At 68.8% G+C, this 26992-nt stretch carries 30 protein-coding genes; 13 read left to right on the top strand and 17 right to left on the bottom strand.

Annotated features, from left to right (window positions below):
• Positions 1-2 precede the first annotated feature (2 nt).
• Both V5D55_RS10455 and V5D55_RS10450 read right to left on the bottom strand, forming a co-directional pair.
• Positions 3-605 carry a response regulator gene (locus V5D55_RS10455; protein ID WP_435742653.1) on the bottom strand — a complete coding sequence of 201 codons (603 nt, stop codon included), beginning with the start codon at positions 603-605 and terminating at the stop codon, positions 3-5.
• Positions 602-1804 carry a sensor histidine kinase gene (locus V5D55_RS10450; RefSeq protein WP_435742650.1) on the bottom strand — a complete coding sequence of 401 codons (1203 nt, stop codon included), beginning with the start codon at positions 1802-1804 and terminating at the stop codon, positions 602-604. Before V5D55_RS10450 ends, V5D55_RS10455 begins: the two co-directional genes overlap by 4 nt.
• Before the next feature lie 158 nt (positions 1805-1962).
• On the opposite strand from V5D55_RS10450, the gene V5D55_RS10445 reads away from it, so the two are divergent.
• The 5 genes from V5D55_RS10445 (at position 1963) to V5D55_RS10425 (ending at position 6335) form a co-directional block, all read left to right on the top strand.
• Positions 1963-2505 carry a small multidrug efflux protein gene (locus V5D55_RS10445; RefSeq protein ID WP_435742648.1) on the top strand — a complete coding sequence of 181 codons (543 nt, stop codon included), beginning with the start codon at positions 1963-1965 and terminating at the stop codon, positions 2503-2505.
• A 283-nt stretch (positions 2506-2788) separates the two neighbouring features.
• On the top strand, positions 2789-4363 hold the full coding sequence (locus V5D55_RS10440) for a sigma-70 family RNA polymerase sigma factor (RefSeq protein ID WP_435742646.1): 1575 nt from the start codon (positions 2789-2791) through the stop codon (positions 4361-4363).
• A gap of 46 nt (positions 4364-4409) precedes the next feature.
• Positions 4410-4745 (top strand): ArsR/SmtB family transcription factor, encoded by a 336-nt coding sequence (locus V5D55_RS10435; protein ID WP_435742644.1) that lies wholly within the window; start codon positions 4410-4412, stop codon positions 4743-4745.
• Positions 4745-5401: a cation diffusion facilitator family transporter gene (locus V5D55_RS10430; protein ID WP_435742642.1), complete on the top strand. Its 657-nt coding sequence runs from the start codon at positions 4745-4747 to the stop codon at positions 5399-5401. The genes V5D55_RS10435 and V5D55_RS10430 overlap by 1 nt, the downstream gene beginning before the upstream one ends.
• Positions 5402-5429: 28 nt before the next feature.
• A complete protein-coding gene (locus V5D55_RS10425; protein ID WP_435742640.1) occupies positions 5430-6335 on the top strand; it encodes an SDR family NAD(P)-dependent oxidoreductase in 906 nt (301 codons plus the stop codon).
• Positions 6336-6348: 13 nt separating this feature from the next.
• Here V5D55_RS10425 and V5D55_RS10420 read toward each other — a convergent pair whose 3' ends face one another.
• Together V5D55_RS10420 and V5D55_RS10415 are read right to left on the bottom strand one after the other, a co-directional pair.
• Entirely contained in the window at positions 6349-7365 is a 1017-nt protein-coding gene (locus V5D55_RS10420; RefSeq protein WP_435742638.1) for a zinc-binding dehydrogenase, read from the bottom strand.
• 47 nt (positions 7366-7412) lie between these two features.
• A complete protein-coding gene (locus tag V5D55_RS10415) occupies positions 7413-7772 on the bottom strand; it encodes a MerR family transcriptional regulator (protein ID WP_435749286.1) in 360 nt (119 codons plus the stop codon).
• 97 nt (positions 7773-7869) lie between these two features.
• Here V5D55_RS10415 and V5D55_RS10410 point away from each other — a divergent pair, with 97 nt between their 5' ends.
• On the top strand, positions 7870-8775 hold the full coding sequence (locus tag V5D55_RS10410) for an arginase family protein (RefSeq protein ID WP_435742636.1): 906 nt from the start codon (positions 7870-7872) through the stop codon (positions 8773-8775).
• A gap of 162 nt (positions 8776-8937) precedes the next feature.
• Here the strand turns inward: V5D55_RS10410 and V5D55_RS10405 are convergent, their stop codons facing one another.
• From V5D55_RS10405 to V5D55_RS10375, 7 genes are all read right to left on the bottom strand, one after another.
• On the bottom strand, positions 8938-9960 hold the full coding sequence (locus tag V5D55_RS10405) for a TerC family protein (RefSeq protein ID WP_435742634.1): 1023 nt from the start codon (positions 9958-9960) through the stop codon (positions 8938-8940).
• Between the two features lie 232 nt (positions 9961-10192).
• Positions 10193-12208 carry an alkaline phosphatase family protein gene (locus V5D55_RS10400; RefSeq protein WP_435742632.1) on the bottom strand — a complete coding sequence of 672 codons (2016 nt, stop codon included), beginning with the start codon at positions 12206-12208 and terminating at the stop codon, positions 10193-10195.
• Between the two features lie 207 nt (positions 12209-12415).
• Complete coding sequence (locus tag V5D55_RS10395) at positions 12416-12823, bottom strand: arsenate reductase ArsC (protein ID WP_435742629.1); 408 nt, start codon at positions 12821-12823, stop codon at positions 12416-12418.
• Between the two features lie 25 nt (positions 12824-12848).
• On the bottom strand, positions 12849-13847 hold the full coding sequence (locus V5D55_RS10390) for a metalloregulator ArsR/SmtB family transcription factor (RefSeq protein ID WP_435742627.1): 999 nt from the start codon (positions 13845-13847) through the stop codon (positions 12849-12851).
• Positions 13844-14938, bottom strand: a complete 1095-nt coding sequence (arsB, locus tag V5D55_RS10385) for an ACR3 family arsenite efflux transporter (RefSeq protein ID WP_435742624.1) — start codon at positions 14936-14938, stop codon at positions 13844-13846. The genes V5D55_RS10390 and arsB overlap by 4 nt, the downstream gene beginning before the upstream one ends.
• Positions 14935-15912, bottom strand: a complete 978-nt coding sequence (trxB, locus tag V5D55_RS10380; RefSeq protein WP_435742621.1) for a thioredoxin-disulfide reductase — start codon at positions 15910-15912, stop codon at positions 14935-14937. Before trxB ends, arsB begins: the two co-directional genes overlap by 4 nt.
• Positions 15913-16003: 91 nt before the next feature.
• Entirely contained in the window at positions 16004-17305 is a 1302-nt protein-coding gene (locus tag V5D55_RS10375) for an FAD-dependent oxidoreductase (RefSeq protein WP_435742619.1), read from the bottom strand.
• Positions 17306-17389: 84 nt separating this feature from the next.
• On the opposite strand from V5D55_RS10375, the gene V5D55_RS10370 reads away from it, so the two are divergent.
• Positions 17390-17731, top strand: coding sequence for an ArsR/SmtB family transcription factor (locus V5D55_RS10370; protein ID WP_435742617.1), 342 nt, complete (start codon positions 17390-17392; stop codon positions 17729-17731).
• Positions 17732-17737: 6 nt separating this feature from the next.
• Here the strand turns inward: V5D55_RS10370 and V5D55_RS10365 are convergent, their stop codons facing one another.
• A complete protein-coding gene (locus V5D55_RS10365; RefSeq protein ID WP_435742615.1) occupies positions 17738-18073 on the bottom strand; it encodes a CHY zinc finger protein in 336 nt (111 codons plus the stop codon).
• Positions 18070-18837 (bottom strand): TetR/AcrR family transcriptional regulator, encoded by a 768-nt coding sequence (locus tag V5D55_RS10360; RefSeq protein ID WP_435742613.1) that lies wholly within the window; start codon positions 18835-18837, stop codon positions 18070-18072. The genes V5D55_RS10365 and V5D55_RS10360 overlap by 4 nt, the downstream gene beginning before the upstream one ends.
• Before the next feature lie 74 nt (positions 18838-18911).
• On the opposite strand from V5D55_RS10360, the gene V5D55_RS10355 reads away from it, so the two are divergent.
• Positions 18912-19307, top strand: coding sequence for a VOC family protein (locus V5D55_RS10355; RefSeq protein WP_435742611.1), 396 nt, complete (start codon positions 18912-18914; stop codon positions 19305-19307).
• 7 nt (positions 19308-19314) lie between these two features.
• On the opposite strand, the gene V5D55_RS10350 is transcribed toward V5D55_RS10355, so the two are convergent.
• On the bottom strand, positions 19315-20157 hold the full coding sequence (locus V5D55_RS10350) for a helix-turn-helix transcriptional regulator (RefSeq protein WP_435742610.1): 843 nt from the start codon (positions 20155-20157) through the stop codon (positions 19315-19317).
• A 124-nt stretch (positions 20158-20281) separates the two neighbouring features.
• Between V5D55_RS10350 and V5D55_RS10345 the strand changes: the two genes are divergently transcribed.
• The 3 genes from V5D55_RS10345 (at position 20282) to V5D55_RS10335 (ending at position 23445) form a co-directional block, all read left to right on the top strand.
• Complete coding sequence (locus V5D55_RS10345; RefSeq protein WP_435742608.1) at positions 20282-21235, top strand: SDR family oxidoreductase; 954 nt, start codon at positions 20282-20284, stop codon at positions 21233-21235.
• Between the two features lie 238 nt (positions 21236-21473).
• The gene (locus V5D55_RS10340) at positions 21474-22571 is read left to right on the top strand and encodes a fatty acid desaturase family protein (RefSeq protein ID WP_435742606.1); all 1098 of its coding nucleotides are present in this window, start codon (positions 21474-21476) and stop codon (positions 22569-22571) included.
• A gap of 82 nt (positions 22572-22653) precedes the next feature.
• Positions 22654-23445, top strand: a complete 792-nt coding sequence (locus V5D55_RS10335; RefSeq protein ID WP_435742604.1) for a DNA/RNA non-specific endonuclease — start codon at positions 22654-22656, stop codon at positions 23443-23445.
• Positions 23446-23466: 21 nt separating this feature from the next.
• Here the strand turns inward: V5D55_RS10335 and ykgO are convergent, their stop codons facing one another.
• Positions 23467-23589, bottom strand: a complete 123-nt coding sequence (ykgO, locus tag V5D55_RS10330) for a type B 50S ribosomal protein L36 (protein WP_036311902.1) — start codon at positions 23587-23589, stop codon at positions 23467-23469.
• Positions 23590-23680: 91 nt separating this feature from the next.
• Between ykgO and V5D55_RS10325 the strand changes: the two genes are divergently transcribed.
• Positions 23681-24682 carry a GTP-binding protein gene (locus tag V5D55_RS10325; RefSeq protein WP_435742601.1) on the top strand — a complete coding sequence of 334 codons (1002 nt, stop codon included), beginning with the start codon at positions 23681-23683 and terminating at the stop codon, positions 24680-24682.
• A gap of 5 nt (positions 24683-24687) precedes the next feature.
• Here the strand turns inward: V5D55_RS10325 and V5D55_RS10320 are convergent, their stop codons facing one another.
• Entirely contained in the window at positions 24688-25836 is a 1149-nt protein-coding gene (locus tag V5D55_RS10320; RefSeq protein WP_435742599.1) for a Gfo/Idh/MocA family protein, read from the bottom strand.
• A 60-nt stretch (positions 25837-25896) separates the two neighbouring features.
• Between V5D55_RS10320 and arr the strand changes: the two genes are divergently transcribed.
• The gene (arr, locus tag V5D55_RS10315) at positions 25897-26307 is read left to right on the top strand and encodes an NAD(+)--rifampin ADP-ribosyltransferase (RefSeq protein ID WP_435742597.1); all 411 of its coding nucleotides are present in this window, start codon (positions 25897-25899) and stop codon (positions 26305-26307) included.
• A 62-nt stretch (positions 26308-26369) separates the two neighbouring features.
• Here arr and V5D55_RS10310 read toward each other — a convergent pair whose 3' ends face one another.
• Entirely contained in the window at positions 26370-26918 is a 549-nt protein-coding gene (locus tag V5D55_RS10310; RefSeq protein WP_435742595.1) for a DUF6611 family protein, read from the bottom strand.
• Between the last annotated feature and the right edge of the window lie 74 nt (positions 26919-26992).

Genomic DNA, 26992 nt, shown 5'->3' with positions numbered 1-26992 from the left:
ACTCAGATCCAGCCACGCTCCTCGGCGATCAGCACGGCCTGCTGTCGTGTGCCGACGGAGAGCTTGCCGAGGATCACGGAGATGTGATTGCGCACAGTCCCCGGCGCGAGGGCCAGGGCTCGTGCGATCTGTCCCGTCGTCTCGCCGCGCCGCCCTGCCCGGAGCACGTCGAGCTCACGGTCGGTCAGCGGCGAGCGCTCGTCGCTGAGCGCATCGGCGGCGATCTCCGGGTCGACGTACCGTGCGCCGGCAGCGACGCGGCGGATGACGGCGGCGACCTCATCGGCGCCACGGGACTTCGGCAGAAAACCGGCGACGCCCGAGGCCAGAGCCCGGCGCAGCACGCCAGGGCGTGCGTGGCGCGTGACGACGACGCAGCGGGTCGAGATGGCGCGGTTCAGCCGTTCGGCGACCTGGACCCCGTCGAGCCCCGGCATCTCGAGGTCGAGCAGGCAGACGTCCGGCTGCAACCGCAGGGCCTCGGCGACGGCCCGCTCACCGTCCTCGCATTCGGCGACGACGTCGATGTCCTCCTCCAGGCGCAAGAGCGCGGCGAGCGCGGAACGGATCATCACCTCGTCGTCGGCGATCAGCACGCGGATCATCCGGTCACCTCCACATCCGACGGCACGGTCACGACGACCACGAATTCCTCGCCCTGCGCTTGCACGTCGAGCGTGCCGCGCACCTCGTCGATCCGACGACGGATGCCGTCCAACCCGGAACCGTCGTCGCCGGCTTCCGCGCCCGGCACCGCGTCGTTGGCGATCTCGTAGCGCCAGGCATCCGCGGTCCGGGTCAGGGCAAGGCGCGCATGGCGACCGCCGCCGTGCCGCAGCACGTTGGTCGTGGTCTCGCGGATGACCGGGCCGAGAGCGGATGCCGGTGCCGAGCTCGCACCCGCATCGATGACCGCCTCCACGTCCAGCCCGGCGGCGCGCAGCAGATCGCGGGCGTTCGCGAGTTCATCGCTCAGCGGGACCGAGCGATAGCGCGTCGCGAGGTCTCTGGTGCCCTGGCGCGCCTCGTCGACACTCACCCGAGCGGCGCGCAGCTGCTCCATCCCGGCATCCGGATCACGGGGCAGCAACCGCTCGGCGAGCTCCAGCTGCAGCGCGATGACCTGGAGGTGGTGTCCCTGCAGGTCGTGCACATCGGTCGCCACCCGCAGCCGCTCCTGCGTCGCCGCGAGCCGCGACTCGGACGCACGGGCGCGGTCCAGCGTCACCATGACGTCCCAGAACCACAGCGAACTGACGGTCATCCCCGGCAGCAGCGCCGCGTAGGCGCCGGGGAGCCACGTGGGGATGCCGACGCCGAGCGCGTCGGTGGCCGAGTCGACGAAAGCCAGGGCCACGAGCAGCAGGGTCGCGGCCACGACGACGCGGTAGCGGACACCGCGCGGCCAGTTCAGCAGCACGACCGACTGGGCGAGCGGCATGACCGCGAACTGCCAGCTGCCGGTCAGCAGTCCCGCGACCGTGCCGAACACCGCCGCGACGAGCAGCGGCACGGCGATCCGGCGCCACGGAACACCGGGGCCGGCGTCGATGCGATGCCGGTAGTCGAACAGGAGCAGCATCGTCGAGGAGCACCAGATGACGCCCCCGACGGCGATGACGAGCACGACGCCGCCGCCGAAGTCCGTCGCCGCCGTGATGCCCGCCCACGCGCCGACGAGCATCAGTTCGATGAACAGCACCGCGGTCACCGTGTACCACCACGTGGCGTTGACTCCGCGCGTCAGGGAGAGCGCCCCCGGATTCGGTTCGACGGGGGCGAGGGGCTCGGTGCGGCTGCTCACGCTCCACACGATACGGGTGTGACAGATGTCACGGATACGGCGTGCGATCCGCCCGCCTATCGGTGACGGGCGGACACTGTCGCCGGCACCCGCCAGACGGTGGACTGGATGCATCGCGACGGATACGCCGTCCGCATCGACAACCGGGAGCACACCCCATGAACCTCATCGAGATCTTCCAGAACTGGGTCGCCCAGGTCCCCGAGCTCGTGCAGCCGCTCATCGTCGCCCTCGCCGGCGCGATCCCCTTCATCGAGGGTGAGGGCGCGGCGAGTATCGGCATCATCGGCGGCATCCACCCGGTCATCGCCGCGATCGCCGCGATTGTCGGCAACTTCGTCTGCGTCGCCGTGCTGGTGCTGGCGAGTTCGGGTGCACGCAGTGCGATCGTGAATCGCTCTCGGGTCGGTGAGCCCGCTCTGGCCGGAGGAGGAACCGTATCGGATGCCGGCGCCGAGGCACCGCAGACGGATCGCAAGGCCGCCCGTCGCGAGAAGTTCCAGCGCGCGTTCGAGCGCTACGGCGTCCCGGGAGTCAGCCTGCTCGGCCCGCTCCTGCTTCCGACGCAGTTCACCGCCACGATGCTCGCCGCCGCCGGGATCGGCAAGGCGCGCGTGCTGTTCTGGCAGGCGCTCGCCATCATCGGCTGGACGACCATCGTCGCCGTGATCGTCGGCAGCGCGGTCTCCGCGGTCAGCTGAAGCTCCCGCTGAATCGATTTCACGAACTCGCGTCATCATCCGGCCAGGACGATGTCTTGCTTATGACGGAAGTCCGAACCTTTGGGGATATCGGTTCGGCTTCGACGTCGGGTCGCCCACCCCTCACACAGAGCGGCCCGCGGATGGGGTCCTCCCCGGGACCCCATCCGCCTTCTTCGTTCCGGTAGGCCGTAACCATGCCCGAGCACCCCGCGTTCTCTGCGGTATCGTCTCAATCCCGACCATTCGCGACGCGAACGTCGTAGCAGGAAAACGAGGCCTGATGGACAGCTCCGCTGAGCACGCCGACGGTGATGCGGACGCCCATCTGCTCCGACTCAGTCGCGACGGCGACCGCCGAGCGTTCTCCGAGCTCTGGCGACGACATGCGCCCACCGCCGTCGCCTACGCCCGAAGCCTGGGCGCCGCACCGCCCGACCCCGAAGACGTCGTCTCCGACGCCTTCGTGAGCATCCTGCAGCTGCTTCGCACAGGCAAGGGGCCGGTGGAGCGGTTCCGCCCCTACCTGCTGACCACTGTGCGCAATACCTGGCTGACCGCCGCTCGGCGTGCGCCCTCCACCGTTCCGCTCGAAAGCGCCGAGGATCCGCCCTCGCTCATCGGCACGATCGACGTCGACGCGATGGTGAACTCCGCCGCGCTCTCCGAAGCCTTCTGCGCCCTCCCGGAGCGCTGGCAGCACGCGCTGTGGCTCAGCGAGGTCGAGCAGCTCCCACCGAGAGAGATCGCCGACGTCCTCGGCATGCGGGCGAACGCCGTGGCCGCACTGACGTATCGCGCCAGGGACGGCCTGCGGAAGGCATGGATCGGCGCGCACCTCCGTCGTGCTCCCGCCGGCTCCGACCACGTGCGCGTGATCGAACTGCTCGGTTCCTATGTGCACGGAGATCTGGGACCGCGACCGCAGAAGCTCGTGACCGCGCATCTCACCTCCTGCGCCGACTGCCGCGCCGCCGCGGATGAAGCACGTCATCTGGCTCGGGCCATCACGCTCGGCCCCCTCCTGGTCGGAGGGGCGGGGCTCGTCATCGCCCCCGCGTTCTTCCCTGCCCAGCAGGCTGCCGCGGCGACGCTCGCCGGCGCATCTCACGCGCCGGGGTGGCTCAGCGTGCCCATCATGCTGCACCCGGCGGCCACCGCCGTCGGGCACGCCGCCCCGGTGCTCTGGCCGGTCGCGGCGTCGGTCGCCGTCGCGCTCGCCGTGAGCGGGAGCCTCTTCGTGCGCACACCGACCGAGCCGGACGCGACCGGCGTCGACACTCCGGCGGTCGCGCTGCCTCCGACCGCGGCCCCTGCGGCCCCTCCGGCGCAGAACCCGGCCCCGACCCCGTCGACCCTGCCCGGCGCCACGGCGCCACCGGCAGCCGTTCCGCCGACGGTTCTTCCGCCGAGCGGCGGCGCACCGCTCCCCGCCCCGCCCGCCGATGAAGCCGGAAGCCCCGGCGCGGTCGGCGGCGGTACGTCCGGCCCGGGCGACGACCGGCCGAAGATCCCCGTCCCCGTCGATCACGGGACTCTCACCGTTCCGATCGAGCACGAGCCGATCGACACGTACGCGCGTTCGTCTCCCGCGGTCGACCTCGTCGTCTCGCGCCTGACGACGCCCGGTCTCGAGTCGACCGCGAAGCTGTCCGTCACCGGACCACCCTGCGGGGTGTTCGTGATCGTCGTCGACTATCAACCCACCGGGCTCACGGTGCACCTCGACGAGAACGGGCACTGGACCGGCGCTCTCGAACTCCCGTCGCCGGTGGGACAGTACACGCTCTCGGTCTTCCACACTGGCGCGGAGGGGCAGATCACCGACCTCGCGGTGCAGCGCCCTGCGTGGTTCTGATTCATTCACAAGATCCTGAATTCAGGATTGGCTGTAGTGTAGTTCCATGATCACGGCGCCCGCTTCCGTCACCCACACTGCTGCTGTCGCACGCCTCGGACACGCGCTCTCGGACACGACGCGCGCCGGTGTCCTGCTCGCGCTCCGTGGCGCACCGCGCTACCCGGCCGAACTCGCGGATGCTCTGGGGGTCTCCCGCCAGGTCATGTCGAACCACTTGGCGTGCCTCCGGGGGTGCGGACTCGTCGAGAGTGTTCCCGACGGTCGCCGCAGCAGCTATCGGCTCGCCGACCCCCACCTCGCGCCGGCTCTCGACGAACTGATGCGCGTGACGCTCCTCGTCGAACCGGGATGCTGCGACGGCGAAGGATGCAGCTGCTGATGACGACCCCGTCGGCCGCGCGTCGCACGACGCTGCACCGCCGCATCCGCCTGATCGTGACCCTCACGATCGGATACAACCTGATCGAGGCCGCTGTCGCGATCACCGCGGGTTCCCTCGCCTCCTCCTCGGCACTGATCGGGTTCGGACTGGATTCCACGATCGAAGTGCTCTCCGCCGCGGCAGTGGCATGGCAGTTCACCCGACGTGATCCTGAGCGCTGGGAGAAGCCCACCCTGCGCGTGATCGCGGTCGCCTTCTTCGCGCTCGCCCTGTATGTGACGGCGACCTCCGTGCTCGCACTGATCACCGCCGAGCGTCCGGAGCATAGCACCGTCGGCATCGTCCTGACGGCCGTCAGCGTGCTGATCATGCCCTTCCTCTCGTTCGCCGAGCGCCGGGCGGGCCGCGAACTCGGGTCGGCGACCGCGGTCGCCGACTCGATGCAGACCCTGATCTGCACGTACCTGTCCGCGGCCGTGCTGGTCGGTCTCCTCGCGAACTCCCTGCTCGGCTGGTGGTGGGCGGATGCGGTCGCCGGACTCGTCATCGCCGGCTTCGCCGTGCGCGAGGGCCTCGAAGCGTGGAAGGGCGACGCGTGCGCGACCTCGGTCGGGATGATCCTCGAGGACGAGCACGACACTGCGCACAGCTGACCTCCCTCGCGGCCCGTAGGTTGGAGGAATGGATGCTCTCCCGCTGCAGCACCACGATCTCGCCGGCCGCACGATCCTGGTGACCGGCGCCAACGCCGGAATCGGCTACTGGTGCGCAGAGCGGCTCGCCGCCCGGGGAGCGCGCGTCGTGCTCGGATGCCGGTCGGCCGAGCGCGCGCAGACCGCCGTCGATGCGATCCTGGCCCGCGTGCCCGGAGCGGTTCTGCGGGTCGTCTCCGTCGATCTCGGATCGCTCGAGAGCATCGAGCGCGGCGCGGCGGGCATCGGAGAACGCCTCGATGCGGTCATCTGCAACGCCGGCGTCAAGACCGCACGACGGCAGGACCGCACCACCGACGGCCTCGATCTCATGATGGGCACGAACTTCCTCGGCCATTTCGCTCTCGTCGGCCGGGTCGAGCCGCTGCTCGCCGACGATGCCCGCGTCGTGGCAGTCGGGTCGCTCGCGCACCGATTTGCACACCTCGACCCGGCGCGCCTCACCGACCCGTGGCGCGGCTCCTCTCTGAAGCAGTACGGCCGCTCGAAGGCCGCGCTGATGGCCTTCGCGTTCGAGCTCGACCGTCGGTGGTCCGGCTCGGCGCGATCAGCCGTGTGCGCACATCCGGGGTACGCCGTCGACCCGCTCACCGCGACGCGCGAAGGCGTGATCGAGACCCCGGCGCCGGTGCGCGCGCTCGCGACCCTCGCCCGACCTCTCGTGCAGGGCAAGGACGACGGCGCGACCCCGGTGATCCACGCGGCCACCGCGACCGAGGTCACGAGCGGCGACTACTGGGGACCGGGCGGGATGCTCGAGTTCCGCGGCGCGCCGGTGCGCGTCAAGGCTTCGGACGAGGTGCGCGCGGCGAGCACCGGGGTACCCCTCTGGTCGGCGGCGGAGAAATCGACTGGCGTGCGCTTTCCCGCCTGACGACGGCGACCGGTCACAGCCACGGGTCCAGGGCGTGCTTGCCGTGGGTCTCTCCGGCATCGAGACGCGTCAGCACCTCGGCTCCGGCATCCAGCGGATGCACCTGCGGGGCTCCCGGCGGGTACACGCCCTGCTCGATGAGGTTCTCGAGCTCTTCGATCACGGACCGGTAGATGGCCGGGGCCGCGACCGCCAGCGCTCCGATGTGCAGGCCCTTGATCTGCACCTGATTCGTGAAGACCAGGTCGCGTGTGCTCACGGTGGCATCGCCCGACGCGGCACCGAACACGATGATGCGGCCGGTGAAGGGCGTGGTGACGGCGAGGCTGCTGGCGAAGGTGGCGAACCCCACGGACTCCAGCACCAGGTCGACCCCGCCGGTCAGGCAGACGATCTCCTCGGCGAGATCAGGCCGCCGGCTGTCGAGCACGGCGTCGACGCCCAGGCCCTCCACGAGGTCGTGCTTCGCCGGCGAGGCCGTGGCGATGACTCTGGCGCCGTAGTGGCGGGCGAGGCGGATCGCCGCCTGCCCCACGCCTCCCGCCGCAGCGTGCACGAGCACGACCTCCCCTTCGCGGAGTCCGCCGAGTGGCCGCAACGCCGCCAACGCCGTCGCCCAGTTCAGCACCAGCCCCAGAGCCGCAGCATCGCTCCAGCGCTGCGGCACCGGGATCGCCCCGGCCGCGGGCATCGTCATGTACTGCGCGAACGCGGCGGGCCCCGCTCCGACGACGTGGGTGCCGAGCGGCAGAGGCGCATCGATCGCTGGCCCGACGCCGACGATCTCCCCGGCGGCCTCGAACCCGGCGCCGTACGGTGCTGTCGGGCCTCCGCCGTACGTTCCGTGGGTCTGCATGACGTCGGCGAAGTTGATCCCGGCGGCGCCGACGCGGATCAGGTACTCCCCTGCTGCCGGGACGGGGCGGGGCTGCTCCGTCGTCAGCACCAGGTCGCGCGGGCCTCGGTGCGACGTCTGGATCAGCGCCCGCATCGTCCGGCCGTCGGCATCCGTCTGCTCGTTCTTCTGCATGGCGCGAACCTACGAGGTTGACGCTGGCGTGAAGGTCAAGCGTCGATTCATTCGGGAGAGCGGCGCGGCTCCCGCAGATACTCGTCGAGCGCCGCCTGCTGATCGCGGAGAGCCTCCATGCGGACGCCCAGCCGGTCTCGGTACTCCCGCACCTCGCAGAGGAACTCGACGCACACGTCTGCGCCGACGCCAGCGGCGGCGGAGCCGGCCAGCAGGTCTCTGATCAATCGCACGGGCAGCCCCGATTCCCGCAGCGCCCGCACGGCCCGCACGCGGTCGATGGTCGACGGGCAGTAGTCGCGGAAGCCGTTGCCCCGCCGCCCGGGGACGATCAGTCCCTCGTCCTCGTAGTGCCGCAGCGATCGCGCGCTCACGCCACTCATCCGGGCAGCCTCGCCGATCTTCATATCGGGAGAAACGCACGGAGGCGTGTGGTTCTTCCGGATCGGGCGTGCGACCCTTCCGGCCGCCGCGATGTCCGACGTCAGCGCCAGACTGAGGTGCATGATCACACTGCTTTCCGCACCCAGCAACCTCGGGCTCCGGCCGCCCCAGCGCGGGAGTGTTCCGGGGTCCGCGAAAGCACCGGAGGCGCTGCGTGAAGCCGGTCTCCACACGCGTTTCGCCGCCCACGGCGCCCTCGACGGTGGAGTCCTCCTGCCCGGGCGCTACGTCGATGACGACGACGACCGGCCGACCGGCCGCGTGCGCAACGAGGCAGCGCTGGTCGATCACGCCCGCCGTCTCGCGACGCGCATCACCGACGTGTTCGACGCCGGACGTGCACCGCTGGTGATCGGCGGCGACTGCTCGCTCGTCGTCGGAGCCGGGATCGCGTGCGCGCAGCGCGGTGGCACGGGCCTGGTGCATGTCGACGGTCACACCGACTTCCGGCATCCGGACAACAGCGACGAGTGCGCCAGCGTGGCGGGCGAGGGACTGGCCGCCGCGATCGGATTGCACTGGCCGGCGATCGCCGACATCGACGGCCTCGCGCCGTACTTCGACCCGCGGCACACGGCGCACATCGGTCACCGCGACGACGACGAGGAACAGGAGGAGGTACGCCGCCTTCTCGGGCTCGTGTCTCCGGCCGCTCTCGTCATCGCGCGTGGCGCCGACGAGGTGGCGGCCGCCTCAGCCCGGGTCGCAGGTCCGAACGGATACTGGCTCCAGGTCGATGTCGACGTGCTCGATCCCTCTGTGATGCCGGCGGTCGACAGTCCCGATCCCGGAGGCCTGAGCGCGGCGCAGTTGACCGACCTGCTCCGTGCGCTCGCCCCTCAGGCGGTGGGTGCATCGATCACGGTGTTCGATCCCGACCTCGACCCGGACGGCCGCTACGCGCGACTGCTGGTCGACATCCTCGACGAGGGACTGCACGGGCTGGGCACCGGCCTGCCGGCGTGAATCCTGTCGGGCGATCCGGGCCCTCTACGTGGCCTTCTGCCCGACCCCACCCGACGTTTCACGGAGTACCCGACGTTTCACGGAGCATCCCACCGGGGAGGCTCAGCGAAACGTCATCGGCTCCGCGAAACGTCGGGCCCGGTCACCAAACGTCGGGCCCGGTCAGGAGAGTTCCGCCTGCTTCTCCCCGACCGGATCCGAGGCCACCTCATCGGAACCACCGCGGTCACCGCGGGTCTTGAGAAGGCTCGCGACCGTCGCGACGGTGATCGTCGCACCGATGAACAGGAGCGAGAACCAGATCGGGATCTCGGGCGCCCAGAGCATCGGCTCGCCACCGTTGAGAAACGGCAGTTCGTTCACGTGGAGCGCGTGCAGCACGAGCTTCACGCCGATGAACGCGAGGATGACGGCGAGGCCCTGCGCGAGGTAGACGAGACGCTCGAGGAGTCCGCCGATGAGGAAGTACAGCTGACGCAGCCCCATGAGCGCGAAGGCGTTCGCGGTGAAGACGATGTAGGCCTCGTCGGTGAGACCGTAGATCGCGGGGATCGAGTCGACCGCGAAGACGAGGTCGATGAACCCGATCGCGATGATCGTGAGCAGCATCGGGGTCACGAAGCGGGTGCCGTTCTTGACGACGGTGAGCTTGTCCTCGTGGTACTCGTTCGTGACAGGAAGGTGCCGCCGGACGAAGGTCATGAAGCGGCCGTTCGCCGGGTCGCTCTCGTGGCTGCTGAACGCTTGACGGTAGGCGAGGAAGAGCAGGAGAGCGCCGAACAGGTAGAAGATCCACGAGAAGTTCTCGATGAGCGTCGCGCCGACCGCGATGAAGATGCCGCGCAGGATCAGGGCGATCACGATGCCGATCATCAGCACCTTCTGCTGGTAGATCTTCGGCACCGCGAACCCGGTCATCACGATCAGGAACACGAACAGGTTGTCGATCGACAGCGCCTTCTCGGTCAGGTACCCGGCGAAGTACTCGCCACCGAATGTCCAATCGGAGAAGACACCGATGCCCACACCGAACAGCACGGCGAGGCCGATGTAGAAGGCCGACCAGCGCGCGGATTCGGCGATCGAGGGCTCATGCGGCTTCCGCACGTGCGCGAAGAACTCGTAGACGAAGAACGCGATCGTGACCGCGATCGTGATGACCCAGATGAGCGGGGTGATTTCCAACAGGGACTCCAGACTCGGCGTGCAAAAGCACCGCCAAAGTCTTCTCCATTCCTGAGATCAGGAACCGGTGGCCCGGAATGCGACGTGCATCCGTAGTGACGACCCGACCGTATCGGAGTGCTCCCCTTGGGATCTCCAGGCTACAAGGGCGCTCGCTTGCTTCCTGTGGATCACCCGAAAGCCGAGAGGTGACCGCGGGTGCGTCGCGTACGACGCACCCGCGGTCGTGAGGTCAGTTCAGGGTGAAAGTGACCGTCTTCGTGTTGCCGGCCACGTCCTGGACGACCAGAGTGTTCTGTCCGCGCACCGCCCCGAAGGCACCCGGCTTGACGAAGTTGAGGTCAGACCAGGTGTTGTCGGAGAGATCCTTGACGACCCCGTTGACGGTGACCTGCGAGACCTTGCCCGCGTCGTAGAGCTTGAAGCTCACGACGTCGTATGCGCCGCCGGTGCCGAGCGTGAACGCGCCGCCCTCCTTGACGGTCGCGGTCGGAACAGTGGCGTCGATCGTGAAGGCGAAGGATCCCGTTCGCGCGATGTTGCCCGCGAGATCTTCGGCGTTGTACTTCACCGTGTAGGTGCCGTCCGGCAGGGTCTGCGTGGACTCGTGCACACCGCTCTTCGCACCGTTCATCGCGGTCTGCGTGCTCTTCACGAGCGTGCCGTCCTTGTAGATGTTCGCCACGATGCGCTTCAGGCCGATGTCGTCGGTCGCCTCCACGCGCAGCTTCACCGAGGGCGTCGGGCCTGCGGTCGTCGGCGCGGCGAGGGTCGCGACCGGCTTCGTCGTGTCGACCGGCGCAGCCGCCTGCTGCAGAGCGACCTGGTCGACCACCCAGAAGGCGCTGTTGGTGCCGGTGTAGTGGAACCGGAACTGCGCGGTGCGCGCGCCCACCGGCACGTCGAAAGCGAGGCGCTCTGCGCCGTTCGTGTTCACCGAGTACGTCTTGAGCGACCGCGGCTCGCCGCCGTCGAAGCTGACCAGAACCTCGGCCGACTGCGGGCCGTCGATGACGTAGTTGGTCGCGTAGGCCAGGGTCGCGGTGGCTGCCCCGGTGAGCGGGTACGCCGGGCTGACGAGCGTCGAGTCGAATGCTCCCGCCGCGTGCGACTTGTCGTCCCACTCGTCGGAGTCGGCCACGGCGAACACGTCGCGCGCACGCACGGACGTCTCTCGACGCTGCCCGAGTTCGACGTTGGTCCAGAACTCATCCGTGGCGAACGACCAGCCGGACCACTCCTTGACGCCGCCCGTGGGCATGCGGGAGTTGTCGATGCTCCAGCCTTCGGGTGCCGCGTGCGTCCAGCCCTTCACGTCGGCGCCGGGGCGCGTCTCGTCGGCGCGGGTCTGCAGGACGGGTCGCAGCGCATCGAACGCATCGGGCGCGAGGGCGGATGCCGCGGCGCCGTCGAGCTTCCACGCCGGGTCGGCCGCGATGCCGACCGCGGAGAGCACTGTCGGGGCGACGTCGGAGATCTTGACGTCGTGCCGCACGCCGGGCGCGATGCCGGGACCGGCCGCGATCACGAACACCTTGCGCTCGGCCGGGCTGCTGCCGCCATGTCCGCCGGTCGGGGTGTGTCCGTGGTCGGCAGTCACGACGACCAGCCAGTCCTCTTCGGCCGAGCGGGCGTCGACGGCGGCGAGGATCTGTCCGAGTTCGGCATCCGCCTTCGCCAGGGCGCGTCCGTAGGCGGCGCCGTTCGTTCCCACGCTGTGTCCGGCGCCGTCGACCTCATCCAGGTGCACGAACACGTCGTCGGCACCGTTCGCGATGGTCTCGACGGCTTTCGCGGTCGTGCCGACGTCGTTTCCGCCCTGGACGCGGGAGTCCACCGCAGAGCCGAACACCGTGGTCGCGATAGGCGACCACGTGGCGACGACCGCGGTGGAGCGATCGGGCTGTGCCTTCTCGATGCGCGTCAGGTAGTCGGGGAAGACGTCGAACTTCGGGGCTGTGAAGTTGTTGTCGAGCACGTTGTGCTTGTCGGGCCAGACGCCCGTCGCGATCGTCGACCACCCGGGGCCCGAGATCGTTCCCGCCATCGGCGAAGCGTAGAGGTTGCTCGATGAGACCATGCCACGTGCCATGAGGGCGTCGAGGTTCGGCATGTCGGCGTCGTCGAGGAAGTCGAACGACGCACCGTCGATGCCGACCACGAGGGTCTTCACGGGCTTGGCGTCGTCGACTGCGGCGGCGGGAACGGCCGCGAGCGGGGACAGGAGGCATGCGGCTGCGGTTGTCACGACAACCGCTCGCTTGCGATACGAGGACATTTCATCTCCGAGATGTGGGGTCATGGCATGGTGAGGTCCGTGCCATGAGCCAGTCTCGAACCGGGCCGCCCCCGCGCGCGCGGTTCTCGCGAAGATGTCAATACAAGTTGGGGCGCCGTTCACCCTCGCCGGGTCATGTAGGTATCCAACTTCGTGAACGAACGCGCGGGGAGTGCCTCAGACGAGCTCGCTCACCAACTGCTCGATCCGTGCCCGGATGTCGTCGCGGATGGGTCGCACGGCATCGATGCCCTGCCCGGCCGGGTCGTCGAGCTTCCAGTCCTCGTAGCGCTTGCCCGGGAAGAACGGGCACGCGTCGCCGCATCCCATCGTGATCACGACGTCGGACGCCTGGACGGCCTCCGTCGTGAGGACCTTCGGCTGCTCGGCCGTGATGTCGATGCCGAGCTCCGCCATGGCCGCGACCGCGATCGGGTTGATCTGGTCGGCGGGCATGGATCCCGCCGAGCGGACTTCGATGCGATCGCCCGCGATGTCGCGCAGGAATCCCGCTGCCATCTGCGAGCGTCCGGCGTTATGCACGCACACGAAGAGGACGGAAGGGGTGGTCTTGATTTCGGTCATGATTTGCTCCTGGTGCGTGGTGTGGTCAGGGAAGGAGGCCGTCGACGAGGACGCGAACCCGGGCCGCGATGTCATCGCGGATTGCTTCGACGCCTTCGCGTGACGCGAGGGCGGGATCGCCGACCGCCCAGTCGTCGTAGCGGACTCCGGGAATGATCGGGCAGACGTCGCCGCAGCCCATGGTCACGACGACGTCGGCCGCGCGGACGGCGTCGTCGGTGAGCGGCTTCGGGAAGCGCTCGGCCGCCACTTCGCCCTCGATCTCGGCAAGCAGCGAGCGCACGTGCGGATGGATGACATCGGCGGGACTCGAGCCTGCCGAGCGGGCGATGACCTTTCCGCCTGCCAATCGGTTCACGAGCGCAGCCGCGAGCTGAGAGCGTCCGGCATTCGCGACGCAGACGAAGAGCACCTGCGGGACGGAGCCTTGGCGGTCGCGCGTCAAGTCGCTCAGACGCTGGCGGGCGAAACGCTCGGTGAGCGGTATCAGGGACGACGTCACCCGTGCGGACAGTGCGAGCGCCGTGTACGACTCGCGCACCGTCGCGAGCACCGTGCTCTCGTCGAGTTCCGGCACTGCTGCGGCCAGCTCCTGAGCGAGTCGCGTCACGCGCGCGTCGAAATCGGGTCGCAGCGCGCCGTCGTCCTCAGGCGTTCCGGTGGATTCCTGTGTCACCGTCGCCGGGGCGAACGAGTCGAGCAGTGCCGTCACCGCACCTCGCCTGTTCGGGTTGATCCGATACCAGACCCAGGTACCGCGACGCTCCGAGGTCAGCACATCGACGTCCTTCAGCACCTTGAGGTGATGCGAAACCGTCGGCTGGGAGACGTCGGCCAGCTCTGCGAGGTCGCAGACGCACGATTCCCCGCGGGGGTCGGAGGCGATGGCCGACAGCATCCGCAGACGAAGCGGGTCGGAGAGCGCCTTCAGCGTCGCGGCGACCGACGAAGCCGCTTCCAGGCCGATCGCATGAGTGGCGACGGGACTGCAGGTGTCGGCTGCCGCCGTCAGGGTGACGTTCATGACGGAATCCTCTCAGCGATATACGGATCGGTGTGGAACCAGCGTCGCGCCGCCCACAGCGAGACGTAGACGAGCGCCACGAGGACGGGAACCTCGATCAGCGGGCCCACCACGCCGGCCAGCGCTTGGCCCGAGGTCGCGCCGAATGTACCGATGGCGACGGCGATGGCGAGCTCGAAGTTGTTGCCCGCTGCGGTGAAGGCGAGCGTGGAGGAACGCGCGTATCCGAGGCCGAGCGCCTTGCCGGCGAAGAGCCCGGCGAACCACATCACCGCGAAGTAGACGAGCAGCGGAAGAGCGATCCGGGCAACATCCCACGGCCGGTTCGCGACCTGCTCCCCCTGCAGAGCGAAGAGCAGCACGATGGTGAACAGCAGGCCGTACAGGGCCCAGGGGCCGATGCGCGGGACGAACTCCGCTTCGTACCAGTCGCGGCCCTTGCGCCGTTCCCCGATGAATCGAGAGGCGAAGCCCGCCACCAGCGGTACGCCGAGGAAGATCAGCACGTTGAGCGCGATCTGCCCTATCGAGATATCGAGCCCCTGGGAGTCGAGGCCGAGCCAGTTGGGCAGAACGGTGAGATAGAACCAGCCGAGCAGGGAGAACGCCACGACCTGGAACAAGGAGTTGATGGCGACGAGCACGGCGGCGGCTTCGCGGTCACCGCACGCGAGATCGTTCCAGATGACGACCATCGCGATGCAGCGTGCGAGTCCGACGATGATGAGGCCGGTGCGATATTCGGGAAGGTCAGGGAGGAAAGCCCAGGCGAGCGCGAACATGAGCGCCGGGCCTGCGACCCAGTTGAGCACGAGGGAGGAGACCAACAGTTTCTTGTCCCCCGCGACCGCGGCGACTTTGTCGTAGCGCACCTTCGCGAGGACCGGGTACATCATCACCAGCAGTCCGAGCGCGATGGGCAGAGAGATTCCGCCGACCTCGAGGTCTGCGAGCGCCTCGGAGACGCCGGGGATGAATCGGCCGACCAGGATGCCGCCGACCATCGCGAGTCCGATCCACAGCGGCAGCCACCGGTCGAGCGTCGAGAGGCGGCGCGGCGTCACGGATGCGGGAAGCGTGGCAGTGCTCATGCGTGGACTGCTCCCGCCGAGACCGAGGATGCCGCGGCCCCTTCGATCGCACTCAGGTAGTGCTGAGCGTCTTGCGCGGCCGCGCATCCGGTTCCCGCGGCGGTGATCGCCTGACGGTACGTGTGGTCGACGAGGTCGCCCGCGGCGAAGACGCCGACCACGTCGGTGCGCGTCGACGGGTGCTCCACCAGCACGTACCCTTCGGCGTCCGTGTCGACGATGCCTGCGACCAGTTCTGAACGAGGGTCGTGACCGATCGCGACGAAGACTCCGGCCACAGACAGATCGCGCTCAGCCCCGGTCACAGTGTCGCGGAGAGTCACGGATTCGACCTTCTCGGCTCCGTTGAGGACCGCGACCTCGCTGTTCCAGACGACCTCGATCTTGGGGTGATCCAATACCCGCTGTGCCATGATCTTCGAGGCCCGGAACTCGTCGCGACGGTGCACGAGCGTGACCTTGGATGCGAAACGCGTGAGGAACAGCGCTTCCTCCATTGCCGAGTCCCCGCCACCCACGACGACGATCTCTCGGTTGCGGAAGAAGAATCCGTCGCAGGTGGCACACCAGGAGACCCCGTGCCCGCTGAGCCGCTCCTCGTCGGGCAGGCCCAGCTTGCGGTACGCGGATCCCATCGTCAGAATCACGGCCCGCGCATGGAACGTCTCGCCTGCACCCGTCTCGATCGTCTTGACGGTCTGGTCCAGGTCGACACGGATCGCATCGTCGAGCAGGATGCGAGCGCCGAAGCGTTCGGCCTGCGCGCGCATCGACTCCATCAGTTCCGGGCCTTGCACTCCGTCGACGAATCCGGGGAAGTTCTCCACCTCGGTCGTGGTCATCAGCGCGCCGCCCGCGGTCACCGACCCGGCCAGGACCACCGGCGCGAGGCCTGCACGCGCCGCGTAGACGGCCGCGGTGTAGCCCGCGGGGCCGGACCCGATGATGACCAGCTCAACCTCTTGAATCGACATGTGTCTATATTGACATTCATCGATATCAACGGCAAGCCACTGACGAAGAGTTCACCTCCCGGACACCCGGCCACCGCGAGGGGCGGCATTGTCAGCCGACGGCGACCGGGCGCGCCCCGATCTGCAGCACGGCGGGCGTGCCGCAGCATCCGCCTTCTGTCGCATCGAAACCTCCCGCGCCCCCGCAGACACCGGTCGCCGGAAGCTCCAGTTCATTGCGCTCCGCAGCCGCGTGGTCACCCGCGAGGTGAGCGGCGACACTTCGCACCTGTTCGAAGCCCGTGAGGGCGAGGAACGTCGGCGCCCGGCCGTACGACTTCGCGCCGACGATGAACAGCCCTTGTTCGGGCTGCGCGAGCTGCCGCGCACCCGTCGCCGAGACCGAGCCGCACGAGTGGATGTTCGGATCGATCTCCGCGGCGATCCCCGCGACGGCCTCGAGCGCGGGGTCGAGATTGGTGCGCAGCTCCCGGAGCAGGTCGACGTCAGGCCGGAACCCGGTGAGGGCGAACACGTGGGAGACATCGGTCAGTTCGCGCCCGTCGTCCGACACGATCGTCAGAGCGTCACGCTGCTGCCGGAACTCCGAGACACGGAATCCGGTGACGACGTCGACCGCGCCGTTCTCGACGACCTTCTGCGCTCGGGAGCCGAGCGCAGCGCGCTCCGGGAGCTCGTCCCCTGCACCGCCGCCGAAGACGTTCGCGGTGCCGCCGCGGCGCAGGACCCAGGTGACACGAGTGCCGGGCTGACGGCGCACGAGCCCGCTCAGGCGCAGCGCGGCGTGCGTGGCCGAGTGCCCGGCACCGACGACCACGACGTGCGCGCCGGCGAAGGCGGAGACGTCATCCGGGATGCGGTAGGAGATGTGCGGCGCGGATGCGACCTCACCGACGGCCGGATAGCCGTCAGCACCCGCAGGATTCGGAAGGCTCCACGTGCCACTCGCGTCGATGACAGCTCGCGCGTGGACCCGCCCCTCGCCACCAGCGGCATCCCGTGTATGCACCACGAACGGCCGGGCTCCGCGATCACCGTCGACGACCTTGTCGCGCCCCTGGCGGGCGACGCCGGTGACCGTCAACCCGTAGCGCACGCGCTCCCCCAGCACCTCGGCGAGCGGCGCGAGGTATCCGTCGACCCACTCTGCACCGGTCGGATATCCGGAGACGGGCGCCGACCACCCCGACGGCTCGAGGAGACGGCGGGCCGCGGAGTCGGTGAGCTCCGGCCATGCGGAGAAGAGGCGGACGCGCCCCCACTCGCGGACCGCGGTCGAGGCAGTAGTTCCCCGTTCCAGCACCACGACGTCCTGCCCTCGTTCGGTCAGGTGCGCGGCGGCGGCAAGCCCCTGCGGGCCCGCTCCGATGACGACGACAGGATGCTCGATCATGGCTTTCTCCTCAGATTGACGTTCTTGAATATGAGAACCATCCCGCACCTATCGAAGTTTGTCAATACGTGCGAGAATACCGATGTGAGCCTGCCTCTGACCATCGAATCGACCGCCTGCTGCGTCCCCCGTGTCACCTCCTCGGTGTCCGTCGAGGACGCGGAGAGAGCTGCCCGAGTGTTCAAGGCCCTCGGCGACCCGACGCGCGTGCGACTGCTGTCACTCATCGCGGAAGGCGAGGGTGGGGAAGCCTGCATCTGCGACCTCACAGAACCGGTCGGCCTCTCGCAGGGCACCGTTTCTCACCACATGAAGCTGCTGGCGGATGCCGGTCTGGTCACGAGGGAGCAGCGCGGCAAGTGGGCGTACTTCTCCCTCAATGGTGCGGTACTCGACGCCGCTGCCGATGCCCTGCGAACGGCCTGACCGCGCCTAGGTTCCCGCGTCGGTCTGGAAGTAGAGGTGGGCGTGCAGCGCGCACTTCTCGTTGAACGGTGCCGCGCACCGGGGGCATCCGGTCGCCGTGAGATAGTCGGCGATCGTCAGTTCCCCGCCGCACGCCCCGCACAGCACGGCCCTCGTCTCGCGCTCATCGAGCCCCCAGACGCGGGCGGGATGCCCGGCCGCCTCCTCATGGCAGAGGTGGCACGGGTAGTACTCGCCGCAGCAGGCGAACCGGATCGCGACGATGTCGACCGAGCTCCGGTAGTGCACGCATCGGGTCTGGTCGTCGACGACGGCTCCGCGCACCGGCGGGCGGCCCCTCATGATGCGCGCCCCTCGATCAGCGCGGCGAGCGCATCCAGCGTCCGCTCGAGCCCGAACGTCCACGCCCGTTCCGCGTTCCACGCTCCGCCCTGCGCCTCACCGGCGGCGCCGCCGATCCGCACCGATCGAGGAAAACGCTCGGGGTCGAGGGCGCGCACGAGGATGGGCTGATTCGCCGCCCACCAGCCTTCGTCGCTCATCGCCGTGTCCGTCACGGCGCGCACCGCATCGTGCGCCGCGCGGCCGTGCGACTGCACGAAACCGAGGAGATACGTGAGCGAGGCGTCGACGTCGACGTCCGCGAGCCCGGTGCCGTCGAAGGCCGAGAGCTCGTACTCGTACTTCGCCATGACCCCGGGGCCGAGGGGCGGACGACTGAGCGCTGCCACCTCGGTGAGCCACGGATGCCGGGCGAGAAGGTCGCGGTTGGCTTCTGCGATCAGCGTGATCCGCTCGCGCCACGATCGTTCCGCCAGCTCCGGCGTCCGCATCCCGGCGTAGAGCGCGTCGACCATGAGGTCGAGAAGCTCGGGCTTCCCGGGAACGTAGGTGTACACCGACATCGGCGCGATACCGACGCGCTCGGCGACCGCCCGCATCGTGACGCCGGCGAGACCGTGCTCGTCGGCGATGGCCAGGGCGGCGTCGACGACCTTGCCGACCGCGACAGAGCGGGCCGGGCCCTTGCGCGGGACCGTCGGCTCGCCCCAGAGCAGAGCGAGAGTTCTGCTCGGCTCGCCCGCACCCGTCCGATCAGCATCCATGGGAATGATCTTGCCACATCTGCGTTATACGTCGTACATTGTACGCTGTACGGTTTAACGACAGGAGCAACTCCATGAAGTTCACCTCGACCGCCATCTCCCTGAATGTGCCCGACGTCGCCGCGTCTGCCGAGTGGGTGCAGCAGCACCTCGACTTCGCCGTCGCGATGGAGGCAGACGGGTTCTCCTCGCTGCAGCATCCGGATGCCGGGATCAACCTGATCTTCCTGCGAACCGGTCTGCCGAGCTTCAAGCCGTCGTCGGCAGCCGTCGACGCGACCGGCGTCCTCGTCGTCTTCACGGTGGATGCCATCGACGACGACTACGCCCGCCTGCAGCAGGCGGGCGCCACGATCGTCACTCCCATCGAGACCGAGCCGTGGGGCGAACGGTACTTCCAGATGACCGACCCGAACGGCATCGTCTATCAGCTCGTCCAGTGGGTGGAGCCGGAGGCGGGCACCGGCTGACGCAGGCTCAGTGCGCGAATCGCGGCCCCAGGACGGAGAGGAGCTCGAGCTTCTCGTGGCTCTCCGACCCTGGGGCCGCGGTGTACACGAGCAGCGCCTGCGAGGACGCCGGGTCGATCAGGCTCTGGCACGAGAGGTCGAGCGCTCCGAGCTCGGGATGTACGAAGCGCTTCGTCTCCTGCGGCCGCAGCCCGATCTCCTGCCGTTCCCACAGGGCGCGGAACTCCGCGCTGGATTCGCGGAGCAAGGCGCAGAGCTCGGCGGCCCGCGATCCGGGGCCGTTCCGCGCCATGACCTCACGCAGACCCGAGACCCACAGGCGCGCAAGGAAGTCGTGGTCGCGCGGGTCGTAGAGCTCCCGCGACCCGGGATCGGTGAACCAGCGGAAGCCGATGCTCCGCGCGGGGCCCACCAGGGCCGCCGTGTCACCGGTCAGCGCGACGCCGAGCGCCGTCTGCTTCAGCGTCTCCCCGAGTTCGGTCACGACTTCGGCGGGAGTGTCCTCGAGCCGATCGAGGATGCGCAGCATCCCCGGCGAGACGTGCACGCTCTCGGCTCCTCGCACCGGAGGCCGATGACCGGCCAGTCGGAAGAGGTGGTCGCGCTCATCGAGGGAGAGATGCAGCCCTTGCGCGATCGAGGCGATCATCTGCTCCGACGGCAGCGGACCGCTGCCGCGTTCCAGACGGGCGTAGTAGTCGGCGGACATGTGGCAGAGCGCCGCCACCTCCTCGCGGCGAAGACCCTCCGTGCGCCGACGCTGCCCTCGAGACATCCCCACGTCTTCCGGCTGCAGCACGTCGCGTCGGCGTCGGAGGAACTCCGCGAGCCCTGCCCTGTCGATCTCCATGCGCCCGGCATCCTCTCGTCGCTCCCGATCCTGACATGCGGTGGCCACGGCATCCACTGATCGACGAGTCCTGGATAGCGGATCGCGCGTCGACGAGGCTGGAGAAGAACCGAAGGAGCACCTCATGCCACGCACGATCATCGACATCGACATCCCCTCCCTGCACGGACGCCGCGCCGTCGTCACCGGAGGGAGCGACGGCATCGGCCTGCGGATCGCGACGCGCCTGGCACAGGCAGGCGCCGAGGTCGTGCTGCCGGTCCGAAACCCGAGCAAGGGCGAGGCCGCCGTCGCCGGCATCCGCGCGAAGGTTCCGGCCGCTCAGCTCACCCTGCTGCCGCTCGATCTCTCGTCGCTGACATCGATCGCGGAGTTCGGCGATCGGATGCGGGAGGACGGGCGTCCCGTTCATCTGCTGATCAACAACGCCGGCGTGATGACCCCGCCCGATCGGCAGGCGACCTCCGACGGCTTCGAGCTGCAGCTCGGCACGAATCACCTCGGCCACTTCGCGCTCGTCGGGCACCTGCTCCCGCTGCTGCGCGCCGGGAACGCCCGCGTGACGTCACAGGTCAGCGTCGCCGCGAACGAGCGTTCCATCCACTGGGACGACCTGAACTGGGAGCGGTCCTACAACGGCTTGCATGCGTACAGCCAGTCCAAGATCGCGTTCGGTCAGTTCGCGCTCGAGCTCGACCGCCGCAGCGAGGCCGAAGGGTGGGGCATCACCAGCAACCTCTCGCACCCGGGCGTCGCGCCGACCAGCCTCCTGGCGGCACGGCCGGAGGTCGGGCGCGCGCAGGACACCCTCGGCGTGCGGATCATCCGCTGGGGGTCGGCGCGCGGCATCGTGTTCGGCACGCCCGAATCGGCATCCCTCCCCGCACTGTATGCGGCTACCTCGCCCGACGCGCGACGGCGGTCGATGTACGGCCCGAGCGGTATCGGCCACCTCGGCGGCGGGCCGGCCGAACAGCGGGTCTACTCCCGCCTTCGCAGCGAGGACGAAGCCCGGCGCGTGTGGCAGATCTCGGAGGAGATGACAGGGGTCCGGTTCGCCGCGGGCAGCACGGTCTGAGCCTGTGAGCACATACAGCTGAGAGGCGTAACGTCCGAACATGAATGCACAATTGAAGATCGCGGGGCATGGCCCCGAACCGTCGGGACGGGAATCCGTCCCCGTCAGTGCGCTCTTCCCGACACTGACCACAGAGGATGCACCTGAGCCGGTCGACGATGACGACGCCCGTATCTTGGACTGGGCAGAAGAAGGCGGTGCCGCCCACCGCTAGGGCGACACCTGCGAAGAGGTCATCATGGACGAGATTCGTCCGACCGTCCGCCCGCGCCCGCGCGAGACCGCGTCCCGTGCATCGAGCACCTTCACCGAGCTCGCCCAGCTGGTTCGCACCCGCGGCCTCCTCCGCCGCCGATATGGCTACTACTGGACGAAGCTCGTGGCTGCACCGCTGGTGCTCATCCTCTGCATCCTCGCGTTCCTCTGGATCGGCGACACGTGGTGGCAGTTGTTCACCGCCGCGGCGCTCGCGATCGTCTTCACCCAGATCGCATTCCTCGGGCATGACGCCGCACACCGGCAGATCTTCGTCTCCGGCCGCTGGAACGACTGGATCAGCCTGATCCTCGGCGACCTGCTCGTCGGCATGAGCTACGGCTGGTGGCAGCACAAGCACACCCGCCACCACGCGAACCCGAACAAGCTCGGCGCCGACCCCGACATCGAGCTACCCGTCATCGCCGTCACGCCGGAGAGCGCCGCTCGACATCACAACCCACTCGTGTCGTGGTTGCGGGCCCATCAGGGTCTGATGTTCTTCCCGATCTTGCTGCTGGAGGGACTCTCCCTGCACGCGTCGAGCGTGCGGCGCGTGCTCACGCGCGGCCGACTGGAGCGGCGCTGGGCGGAGATCGTGTTCCTGAGCGTGCGGATCATCGGGTTCCTGGTGCTCGTCTTCCTCGTGCTCTCGCCCGGCATCGCCTTCGTGTTCCTCGCCGTGCAGCTCGGGGTGTTCGGGTTCTACATGGGCATCGCGTTCGCGCCGAACCACAAGGGGATGCCGGTCGTCCCGCGCGACATGACGCTCGACTTCCTCCGACGGCAAGTGCTGATGAGTCGCAATGTGCGGGGGAGCCGGTTCGTCGACATCCTCCTCGGCGGGCTGAACTACCAGGTCGAGCATCACCTCTTCCCGTCCATGCCCCGTCCGCACCTGCGGCGAGCCGCCCCGATGGTCGAGGCGTACTGCCGAGAGCTGGGGGTGCCGTACACGCGCATCGGCCTGTTCGCGTCCTACGCGATCGTGGTCCGCTACATCAATCGCGTCGGCCTCGGCGAGCGCGACGTGTTCAGCTGCCCCCTGATGGACCAGCGTGCCCAGATCGCCCCGGTCTGACCCGCGCGCTCCCGTGGCCGTTGTTGCGGCCATTCCTTGCCGGAACCCGCAACAACTGCCACGGGAGCAGCATGATGGGGGTATGACGGGTGGGTATGAGGCGGGGTTCCTGGAGACGGCGGTCGGTTTGCCGGGAGGAGGGGCGGGGGCGGATGCCGTGCGGCTCGACTATCCGCGGTTCTCCGTGCTGCTCGACCGGGAGCGGCGGCTGGCGCGCGTCACGGCCGTGAACATCGACGGTGCCCAGCTCCGCGACCTGGCGCGGGAGGGCGAATGGCGGCTTGACCCGCGGATCACCCCCGAGGAGCAGACGGGCCCTGAGGTGTACGCGCGCAACGATCTCGATCGCGGGCACCTGGTGCGCCGGCGCGATCCGGGGTGGGGCGACGCCGATGACGCGCGCGCCGCGATGGAGGCGACGTTCTTCTACCCGAACGCCGCCCCGCAGGCTGCCGGCTTCAACCAGTCCAAGGAGCTCTGGCTCGGTCTCGAAGATCACGTGCTCGCGTACGCCGAGACGACCGATCAGCGTCTGAGCGTCTTCACCGCGCCGGTGCTGGGCGACGCCGATCCGCCGTACCGCGGCATCCGCATCCCGCTGCGATTCTGGAAGGTCGCCGCCTGGCAGGGGCCGAAAGGTCTCGCCGCCGCCGGCTTCATCCTGGACCAGACGGAACTGGTCGACACCCGCGACGGGCTGCTCGCCGCCCCGCCGCTCGGCGCCTTCCGCACGTTCCAGGCGCCGATCGCCGACATCGCGGGGATCACGGGGATCGAATTCGGCCCGCTGATCGCCGCCGACACGATGAATCAGAGCAACGCGCGCGTGGGTGAATGGCGCGCACTGCGCGCACCCGGCGACATTCTCCTCTGAGGGGCAGACGAGCAGATCAGCTCATCCCTGACGTCCTTTGAACCGCGGGTTGAGCTTGTTGATGACGAATACGCGTCCGCGACGACGCACCACCTGCGCGCCGGGCTGATTCTTCAAGGATTTGAGTGATGCGCGAACCTTCATGATGATCCTCCTTATTGATAACGTTTCTCAATAACAAGGTAGGGTGACAAGGAGCGCCCGTCAAGAAGAGAGCAGGTTGTCGGTGGAGATCATGAACCCCCTCGTCGTCGTCGGCGTATGCATCCCGGAGCGACGACGGTACGCAGCCGCGCTCGCCCAGGCGACAGGCAGACGCCTGGTGCGGATCACCGAACGGTCTCCCGCGCGCCGGCCCGACAGCGGGCCCAGCGCGCCGCAGCATCCGCTCGGGAGCGGCGAACTCTGGCGGTTCGTGGCGGACGTCGCAACGGAACTCGATCTTCCACACCTCGACCTCGCGGGAGATCCGCGGATTCCGGTCGTCTGCGTCGTCGACGCCCTCCACCTGCTGGACGACATCGCAGACCAGCGCCCGCTCGTCGAGACCGCTCGCCCCGGCGACGACCGAGGCGACTTCGGCGCTCGTGCGCGCCGAGCCGTGTCCCTCATCGAGGGCGCGACGCTGGTCTCCTTCGTCAATTGGGAGTCCGTCGGCACGTCTCGTCTGGCGCTTCTGATGTCGATCGCCTCCCACCTCAATCCCGCCGCTCGCGTCCGCCTGTCGCGTGGCCCAGTCGAGGATGTCAGCGCCCTGGCATCCGCGCCGCAGGAGTTCCCCCCGTTGCTCGAGAGGGCAGGGTGGGTGCATGCGCTCAATGAGGAACACGACCCCCACATGACGGACTCGCGGGTGTCGACGATCCGCTACGAGCAGCAGCGGCCGTTTCATCCCGCGAGACTCACCGCCGTGCTCGACGACATCGAATCCGGCCGCTACGGCCTGGTCCTCCGATCCGCCGGGTTCTGTCGGCTGGCGACGCGGTCGAGCGTTCTTGCACGCTGGGACCACGTCGGTTCCGCGATCTGGATCGACCCGCTCACCTCGGATCTCGATGCCGCCTCAACCGGGCAGGACATCTCGTTCACGGGTCTGCGCATCGACGCGCACGCGCTCAGCGCCGCCCTCGACACCGCCGCCGTGAGCGATGACGAACTCACCGCCGGACCGGATGCGTGGCGGATGTTCGACGACCCCCTCCCCGCGTGGCCGACCATCGTCGAAGAGCACCCCTGACCTTCTCATTCCGGGTCAGCTCCGTCGAAGGCCGGGATCGGCAGCGGCATGCCGCCCTGCAGCGCGGACTCATGCGCGATCACGCCCGGCGCGGTCCAGTTCGCGGCGGTCACCGCGTCGATTGAGGGCAGCCGCTCCTCGACGATCGACCGCACGAACTCGTGCACGAGGTGCGGATGCGAGCCGCCATGCCCGCCGCCCTGCACGAACGAGGCATGGCTGCCGTCGGCGAACACGCTGGATCCGGTGTACCCCGCGATCTCGGGCGGCAGGAGGTCGCCCCGGTCGGGCGCCTCGATACGGCGCGCCTCGATGCCGTCGCCGCGCGCATCGTCTCCGGCATCCGTCGCTCGAAGGAAGTGCACCGGGGACTCGCCCTCGATCTGCGGCCACTCGAACCCATAGCGCTCCCCGTAGACGGCGAAGGCCTCGGAGTACGAACGCGTCGCCTGGAACAGGGTGCGCGAGACCTCGACTGCGGCATCCGATCCCTCGAGCTCGAAGATGGCTGTCTCGGCGGGGAACGGGTTGCCGTACTCAGCCGCGCGGCCGTCGGGCAGCCGCCCGGAGCCGAGACAGCGCACCGAGGTCGCACGTGTGCCGAGCAGGCTCAGCACCGGGGCGATCGCGTGCGTCATGTAGAAGTGCGGCGGGAGCCCGCGCCAGTACGCGGGCCATCCCTCCATGTCTTGATAGTGCGAGCCCTTCGCGAAAGTGATGGCCCCGAAGCGACCCTCGTCGAACAGCGCCCGGCAGTGCAAGAACTCGCGGGTGAAGACGGCAGTCTCCATCATCATGTAGTTCTTGCCCGTGACGGTCTGGAGCCGCACGATCTCGCGCATCTCCTCGATCGACAGCGCCATCGGCACGGTCGAGGCGCAGTGCTTGCCCGCGCTCAGCACGGCGATGCTCTCCCGGCCGTGATCAGGAAGCCGGGTCACGAGGTGCACGGCATCGATCTGATCCTGCGCGAGCACCTCGTCGAGGCTCGTATAGCGCTCCGCGATGCCGAACTCATCGCCGACCCTCGCCAACACGTCGGGGTCGGCGTCGCAGATGGCGAGCATTCCGACGTCGGGGTGGTCGCGGTAGATCGGCACGAACTCGGCGCCGAAACCGAGACCGACGAGGGCGACGGTGATCTTCGCAGTCATAGGTCCAGTTCTACCGCCTCGCCTCTCCCCTGTTACGCGGCCCCGATCTAGGCTGACGGCATGAGCGCAACGTTGGACGAGGGACCGTTCTTCCACGGCACGAAAGCCGATCTGCAGGACGGCGACCTTCTCACCGCGGGGTTCCGGTCGAACTACCGCCCCGAGATCGTCATGAACCACATCTACTTCACCGCTCTGAGCGACGGAGCCGGACTCGCGGCCGAGCTCGCGGCCGGTGAAGGCGAACCCCGTGTCTATATCGTCGAGCCGACCGGGCCGTTCGAGAACGACCCGAATGTGACGGACAAGAAGTTCCCGGGCAACCCCACCCGGTCCTATCGCAGCGCGGAGCCGGTGCGGATCGTCGGCGAGGTCCTCGACTGGACGCGTCTGTCCGCCGAGGCTCTGCAGATCTGGCGCGAGCGGCTGGCCACGATCCGCGATGACCCGAGCGCCGAGATCATCAACTGAGCTCCTGAGCGGTCATCCGGACCGGTCGGCGATTCTCCGGGCCCATCACCAGCACCGGAGGGTCACCGCCGGCTCGGCTCGGCGATGGTATCGCCGGCGTGCGCGTACGCCGCTCGCCAGGCTCGGTCGAACTCCGCCCGACTGATCACGCCGTGCCTGCAGGCGAAGGAGGCGTCTTGCAGGGCTTCCGCGATCGTGTCGAGCCGGCGCTGCTGCGAACGCTCCTGAGCGCTCTCCTCATGGAGGCCCGAACGGCTGGACGCCAGTGTCACGGTGCGCTGACGGATGTCGTGTGCGCGGCGAGAGACCGAGACACCAACCGGGAAGAGAACCGCCGCCAGGAGCAGGGCGGCGACCAGCGGCGGGATTCCCGCTGCGCACAGACCGATCCACGCGACCACGCCACCGCTGAGCGCGAGGGGGGCGAAGAAGCGGTTCACCTCGGCGAGGCGTCGCTCGACAGCGGTCGAATCCGGTGGGTAGACGGCGAGCACGGACGTGACGGTGCCGTAGTGGCTCACCGTGCGCGAGATGTGGCCCCAGCGCGGGACCGATCGATTCGCGGGAGCGGGGGTGCTGACGGTGTAGCGAGGACGATGGACGAGAGACATGCCCCCACATTCCTCCGCGCGGACCTCGACGGCGCGGATGCAGACGGAACCCATACGGCGTCGCACTGTTTCCA

It is taken from the genome of Microbacterium sp. PMB16, assembly GCF_051294855.1.
GTDB lineage: Bacteria > Actinomycetota > Actinomycetes > Actinomycetales > Microbacteriaceae > Microbacterium.
This window is presented reverse-complemented; position numbering and strand designations above follow the sequence as displayed.